We start from the raw sequence: 6,427 nt of genomic DNA, 5'->3' as shown, positions 1-6,427 counted from the left end.
CTACTGGCAGAAAACAACTTATCAAACTCATCAAAATAGAGGACAGACCGGCCTAAAGCTTCAACGCGGCGCAGTAACTCCTCAACATAAACGACGCCACCGGCCACCATAGCGCCAACATCAACAATTACCAGCGGAACTTTCAATTTAGCAGCACAAACACCGGCAGCAAAAGTTTTACCCGTCCCCGGCGGCCCGACCATTAACCAACCCTTGGGCAATGGCAACCCCAAAGATTGTGCCACCGTTGAATAACGGAATACAACGCTATCTAAAGCAGAACGTAGCCGATCTAATCCCCCAAATTCTGACATAAGCGAGGGCTGCTTAAAATTTAAGCCAAATTCTCTAAAACGCTCAATTTTATACTTAAGTAAACTAGCAACTAAATCAATGTCACCTAATAAACCGCAGTGCCAGTAATAAATCCCTCGTTTAATTTCCTCTTGATATAATCCAGAAACCGCCCCAATTAATTCATCCTTATCAAAAGCCGAAACTATGGGAAATTCTGCGGTTAAGTCTTCCAAATATTCCACTAAATTGCAGGGACTAGGTAGAGGTTCCACCAACGAAGGAATTAAACCGGCTAAAGTAGAATTTAGATGTTGCCCCGCAGTTGAAAGCAAAACCACATAACAATCTTTCCGCGTAACCAACTTGTAAAATAAATTAACAAGTTGAGAAGTCATCTCTAAATTTTGTTGTTTGGATTGCCAATCAGAAGAAACTCCTAAAAGAGATTGTAGATTTTCAATAATAAAAAGGCCAGGTTTATCCCAATGGTTCAGGAAATCAAAAAAACTCCCATTAATTTTCTCAACCGGCACCACAGCCCCATCTGAAAATAAGAGCAATTCAAGGGAACCAAACGAACATAAGTAAGTAGGAATTTGAAAGAGGCCGGCCACCCCTGAAATATAGTTAAAAACACGCGGTCGTTCAATCAAAGGGGCTACCACTTCAACAATGGGACAATTAGATTTTAACAGTTGCGGCAATGTATATAAATCCATAATTAACGCTCCATCCCTTGCTTTTTAGATGATTTTTGATTACTAAGTGCTGCATATTGTTGGGTTAACACCGGCACCATCTTTTCAAAATAGGCTAAATCTCGACTACTCATAGAGGACGAGTGGTGGCCATCTTGAAAATTAAGAATGTCACCACGACCATCTTTTGCACTCACCTTACAACCAGACGCCGTTGCTTCAATTTTGTAAACTTGGCCATCTAAAGAAATATTAGAACCCAATTTATTAGCAGCACCTATCAAGGTGTTAGCAATAGACATCGTTCGTTTAAATTGACTGGTTTCTGTAGTACCCACCGGCGCCCAATCAGCAGAACCTTGACCACCGAGAGGATTGTTGTGCAAGCCGCCCATAGAATCAAGTTGTTGCCGGTTTAATTTATTAGAACCAGGTTCTGAGGAAACTCCAAAGGGGGTAGACTTCCATTTCAGTAAAGAATTGCCGTCCCCGTCTGCCAAGGTATAGGAATTACCCTGGCGCTGAATAGAATACTTCTCAGATAAATAGGTAGTGGCATCTTTACCTACTTGAGACTGGAATAATTCGTGAAGGGTTGTGGCAGCCCGATGTTCGGTTTGTTGAGAGTGAAAAGCCTTAACCATACCTGAAAGCTTTTCACCAACAGGGGACACCAAACCTTTAAAAGAATCCTTTAACTGCTCCCACCAATTAGTCTGCTCTTGGGATTTAAGGCGCTCAGAAACCAACTCTTGAAATTGGTTGGATGAGTGAGCAAATTGTTGTTGAAGTTCACGAGTTGCTTTAATCTGTTCAACCAATAAAGCTTTTAATTCCATATCTTCTAAGCCACTAGAGATAGAATAGCTACGCTCTAAACCAGTTCTGTCCTCTTTTGTTTTGGCATCCCCAACGGAAGTAGGGTTGCTTTGTGGTGGGGAAGTAGGGTCAAAATCTCCCAAGGCCGGTGTACTGAGAGTGGGTGCAGCCTGTTCTTTTGAGACTGATGGCACAACTTTGTCATCGAGGCTTTGCGGTGGGAGGGTAGGGTGAAAATCTCCCAAGGCCGGTGGATTGGGCGGCGGTAACTCAAACTCTTCTTTTGATATTGGTGCCGGTCTTGTACTCTTAGTGCGGAATGTGGGTACAGTCTCCTCTCTTGATATTGGTGCTCTTGGAGTGGACTGTGGTGATACAGTTTCTTTTCTTGATATGGCTATCCCGATATCTGGTTGTTCCACCGGCACCACACCATTCGTGTTTTGTCCTAATTGGGGGCGGGCCTTTTTAACCGACTTTGGTGCAAGAGACGACCGGCCATCTGTTGCCGATGTATCCCGGTTGGGGATTCTCTCAACACCAATATCGGTTGCCGGTGTATTCTGGCTGTTGGAACTCTGGACGCCAATATCGGCTGCCGGTGTATCCCGGCTGGGGGTTCTTTGGGCAGCATCGGTTGCCGGTGTATCCGGGTTGGAGATTTTCTCAACACCAACATCGGCTGCCGGTCTATTCTGGTTGGGACTTTCCTGGGTTCCAATATCGGTTGCCGGTGTACTGGGTTCTGGTGGTGGCCCAAATAGTTCGGTAGCTTGTGCACTTAAAGTAGGATCACTAAATAGAATGGCTTCATCAAAATCAGGGGGAAGCTCTAAACCGGCATCTTCTAAGGGTTCATTACTTTTCATAGGTTGATTCTCGTATGTTTTCAAAGCCTTAATAATTGACTCCTCAATTGCAGTAGACTGATTTTTTTCTGAGGTTTTAGCAAGGCGCTGAAATAGCTCAGGTAATTTATCAAGTGGTAATTTTTTTAATTCATTAACCTTGACCACACCCTTTGAATCAGTCTCTAAAACAATCTGATTATTTAACTCCACTCGCAGGTCACATAAAGTAGAATGATTACCAACTTCTGAGGTTCGTAATTGATTTAATTTCTGGGGTAAATCAGGGTAAAGTTGTTGAGAGAGTGGGCCAAATAAATAATCAACTTTTCTGCCATCCTCTTGGCCATAAAGTACCTTACCCCCTTGACTAATTGTAATTTCCGTATCTGTAGCTTTTTGAGACTGTTTGAGTGCTAAGTCTTCAAGATAATTACCGGCAGTTAAAAAACTTTCGATAATCGAAAAATACGTTTGCTGGAATGAAGCAGCTTCGCCGGGGGATACTCCAATGCTAGGTGCAACCATATTTACCCCAATTACCAAATCAATTTAACCCAACTTTTTGTACTAGAGATAAGCGATTAACTAAAACTTGTTTAGTTTCAGAAACCACAAAGACCGCTAATTGGCCATCCCAGAACCAGGCAATAAAATCAGTGGGTTGGTCTGAAGTACGAGTAGTTTCATAAACCTGACCGTAAGCAATACCGGCCAATAATCCATGTTGATCAAACATCTCAATGGTTTCGGGGTAGTAATTCGGAGAGAAGGGTGGTTTATCCAAACTACTGATCACTTTTGTTGCCCAATCAGGATATCGGGATAAAATCGGGTGGTGTTTAACATCAACTACTGTAGCCATAATAAACTCCTGTGCAGAAAATTAGAACAAGTTAGCACCCATATCTTTAGAAGAAGTGGCCTCAACCGGCAATGGAAATAACTGCTCAACAATAGAGCGACGTTCTTCAAATTGGGCACGGCGTTCTTCATCAGAAACCGACAGATTACGTTGCATCCGTTGGCAAATAGCATCCCACTTAGATTCAGACCAATTCATCTCATCAATATCAGGAGCCGGCACTCTAATACTTTGCAGCAAAGGAATATAGGCTTCCTTACCCGAAACATACCCAGGATTAATAACAACCGCTTGGCCTGTAGACAACTTTAAAAACTGGGCCGGTTCAAGCAATGGCCGCTTTTGAAATTGCTCACCAAAGCTGCGAGACGTACTACCTTTGCCGGTGCTACGAGATTTAGTTTCAAACCGGATTTCCTCTTCTCCCAAATAATCAGAAAAGAATTTAGCAGACTCTGGATCTTGTGGGTTAAAAATAAACTTATGACCAGTCCCCCCCACAATTGCCCTCGCCAAATTATCTCCATAATATTGTTTAAGTTGAGCGAAGTTCTGATAACCTAAAATCCCAACAAACCCATCTTCCCGGTTTTCATTTAACCAATTCACTAAGGCCGGTAGGTAGAGAGTAGGAAGCTCATCTAGCACTGTCACCAGAGGGTCTTTACGCTTAACAGTACGCGAGACATTACGAGTAACAACCATGTGGAGGATAGCAGCCAATAGAGGCCCAACAATATCACGATTATTGCGGTCTAAACCGAAGACAATTAACTGCTTACCTTCCAAATCAAGGGGGAGGGTAGTTTGACCACAGAATGCACCAACAAAATCTTTTTTGAGGAAACGTTGGAACATTCGTTGAGCGGTACCAACAATACCGGCCACCGTTTTCTCAGAATCTTTGACACTAATAATCTGAGAAAGTGGTCGAGAAGTCCAAACTTTTAATTTAGCCTTAGAAGCTTCATCCATCCGTTGCGCTAAATTAGACAGACTTAGGATAGCCTGCGCCGTCATTAAATCACAGTAACTAGGATTGCCGGTGAGAGTTCCTACAGCTTTTGTTACTAACAAAATACCTTCTACTAAACTATCACCGGCCTCTTCAAAGAATTTATCACTGCTGGCTTTACCACCAGAACGGTCAAAATTACGCCCGATCACCTGAGCTAATTGACCAGCACTAACAGCATCTTCCTCATCTCGAATTAAATCTAAAGGATTGCAAACTTCAGATTCAGGCCGGCCTGGTGAAAATACTTTAACAGTGTACCCTCGTTTAATAGCGTAAGCGACGGCTCTTTTTGTCTGGGCGGGATATTTAAAATCATACAAAAGCATGGGGAAACCCTGATCTAATGCAGACCGAATTAACGGATCTATTACTGAAAAAGTTTTACCCGTACCTGGCGCACCAATTACAGAAACTCCACGTTGAACATCTGGTAAATACAATGTCGGGGTTGAATTTAAAAAACCAAACATCTCTTTTTTAGGTGCTGATTTTAACAAACCATCCTTTTGCCAAGCAGTTTCCAATTGCTTTTTGATATGGGCCGGTTGACCAACATAAAGGGCACAACTATTGCGGGTAGGGTTCTTGATTTGTTTTCTGGCTTTAGTTGCGGCTTTGGCTTTCTCTTTACCCGTCGCCCACCGGCCCCGCGCAGTTTTCCCTTTTTTTCCACCAGCCAACCAGTTGCTCAACACCAGCAAACCAATCATAGATAAAATTAGTAAGCCGGTGGGGGATTTTAAGCGCGTCACCAACCCATCTATTGCCGGTGGTAACGGTTGGTCAACAGGTCGCTGTTGAACAATCGCTAAATTATTCGTGTTTTGAAAAAATATTGTTTGAGTTTCCATCATTTTTTCCTATTTTTATTCCCATTGTTTCTAGGCGTTTTAGGTTCCTTGGTATTCTTATTAAGAGGAGGTTCCATCTCTTCTGGTACAGAGGTAGTAGAATTTACTCTCAATAAAGCAGAACCATTCAAACAAAACTCAGTTTGCTGTACCCCAGAATTTATGGCTTGAGTAACTAATAAACAAGGGTAATCGTTTCTGAGGTTTTCAGAAGCAGCAAAAATCTCATGGTTCGCTGGTTTATTTTTATTTAGCAGCAAACTCAATACTCTAACGCCTTGTTCGTTATAAACAGTGTGTAAACAACCGGCCTTACCACATAGATAGGGAGTATTGAACCTAAAAACGTAGAAGGTTTTAGAATTCCGCCCCCCGATAGGCAAAACTTCAACGAATTTAGGAGAAAGCCCATTTGCGTCCTCGTAGTTAGAAGCAATCACTTTTTCAACAAAAGCCGGTGGTAAAATTGAATTGGCCGGTTGCCACACAGATTGGGTATTTGGTTGACTTCTGGACATCATAACCAACGCAAAAACCAAAACAAAGGAAACAAAAGCCACCGATATAACCAAAGGAATTTTAGGAAAACGTAATTGCATAAATTACCTCCCACATTTAGATGTAAGGGTGGCTTGTTGATAAGTTGCAGCTACTTTCTGACCATAAAAACGAACGGTTAAGCCACCATGAATATCACTTGCACCGGAATCAATGGGGATAGCCGGCCCCCCAAAGTGCATTTGTCCTACTCGCTCAATCAATCGCTGATCACTAAAAGGTTTACCAGTTTGCGGATCTATTTCACTGGATGCGCGATTAATCAAAGTCGAAGATTCAGCCTCAAATAAAGCATTTTGGTCAGCATCATTGAAATATTCAAACATTTCTTGTCCACCCACCGGCTCACCTGAATCAATCTTTTGTAAAAAAGCTTCCCCGCCTGGTTTACTGGCGATAGTTTTACGAACATCTTCGCGGTAGGACATCATTTGATGAGTTCCTAAAGGACGACCACAATTACCGGCTACACA

At 42.5% G+C, this 6,427-nt stretch carries 5 protein-coding genes and 1 pseudogene; all 6 read right to left on the bottom strand.

Annotation, left to right across the window (positions count from 1 at the left end):
- On the bottom strand, nt 1-1,016 hold a 1,016-nt coding region (locus tag NG798_RS26495), incomplete at its 3' end, for an ATP-binding protein (protein WP_261226724.1).
- Between the two features lie 2 nt (nt 1,017-1,018).
- Nucleotides 1,019-3,190 carry a hypothetical protein gene (locus tag NG798_RS26490; RefSeq protein WP_261226723.1) on the bottom strand — a complete coding sequence of 724 codons (2,172 nt, stop codon included), beginning with the start codon at nt 3,188-3,190 and terminating at the stop codon, nt 1,019-1,021.
- Between the two features lie 19 nt (nt 3,191-3,209).
- The gene (locus NG798_RS26485; protein WP_261226722.1) at nt 3,210-3,527 is read right to left on the bottom strand and encodes a hypothetical protein; all 318 of its coding nucleotides are present in this window, start codon (nt 3,525-3,527) and stop codon (nt 3,210-3,212) included.
- Nucleotides 3,528-3,548: 21 nt separating this feature from the next.
- On the bottom strand, nt 3,549-5,399 hold the full coding sequence (locus NG798_RS26480; RefSeq protein ID WP_261226721.1) for a type IV secretory system conjugative DNA transfer family protein: 1,851 nt from the start codon (nt 5,397-5,399) through the stop codon (nt 3,549-3,551).
- Nucleotides 5,396-5,995, bottom strand: coding sequence for a hypothetical protein (locus NG798_RS26475; protein WP_261226720.1), 600 nt, complete (start codon nt 5,993-5,995; stop codon nt 5,396-5,398). Before NG798_RS26475 ends, NG798_RS26480 begins: the two co-directional genes overlap by 4 nt.
- Before the next feature lie 3 nt (nt 5,996-5,998).
- Nucleotides 5,999-6,427, bottom strand: a pseudogene (locus NG798_RS26470) (M23 family peptidase); the annotation flags it as partial.

The sequence above is a fragment of the Ancylothrix sp. D3o genome, assembly GCF_025370775.1.
In the GTDB taxonomy this organism is placed as follows: Bacteria; Cyanobacteriota; Cyanobacteriia; order Cyanobacteriales; family Oscillatoriaceae; genus Ancylothrix.
The sequence above is the reverse complement of the archived record's forward strand: the minus strand, read 5'-3'. Positions and strand labels throughout refer to the sequence as shown.

What these genes read in the sequence shown, in the direction of transcription:
- NG798_RS26480 (WP_261226721.1), bottom strand. Translation starts at nt 5,399, where the DNA reads ATGATGGAAACTCAAACAATATTTTTTCAAAACACGAATAATTTAGCG.
- NG798_RS26490 (WP_261226723.1), bottom strand. Translation starts at nt 3,190, where the DNA reads ATGGTTGCACCTAGCATTGGAGTATCCCCCGGCGAAGCTGCTTCATTC.
- NG798_RS26485 (WP_261226722.1), bottom strand. Translation starts at nt 3,527, where the DNA reads ATGGCTACAGTAGTTGATGTTAAACACCACCCGATTTTATCCCGATAT.
- NG798_RS26475 (WP_261226720.1), bottom strand. Translation starts at nt 5,995, where the DNA reads ATGCAATTACGTTTTCCTAAAATTCCTTTGGTTATATCGGTGGCTTTT.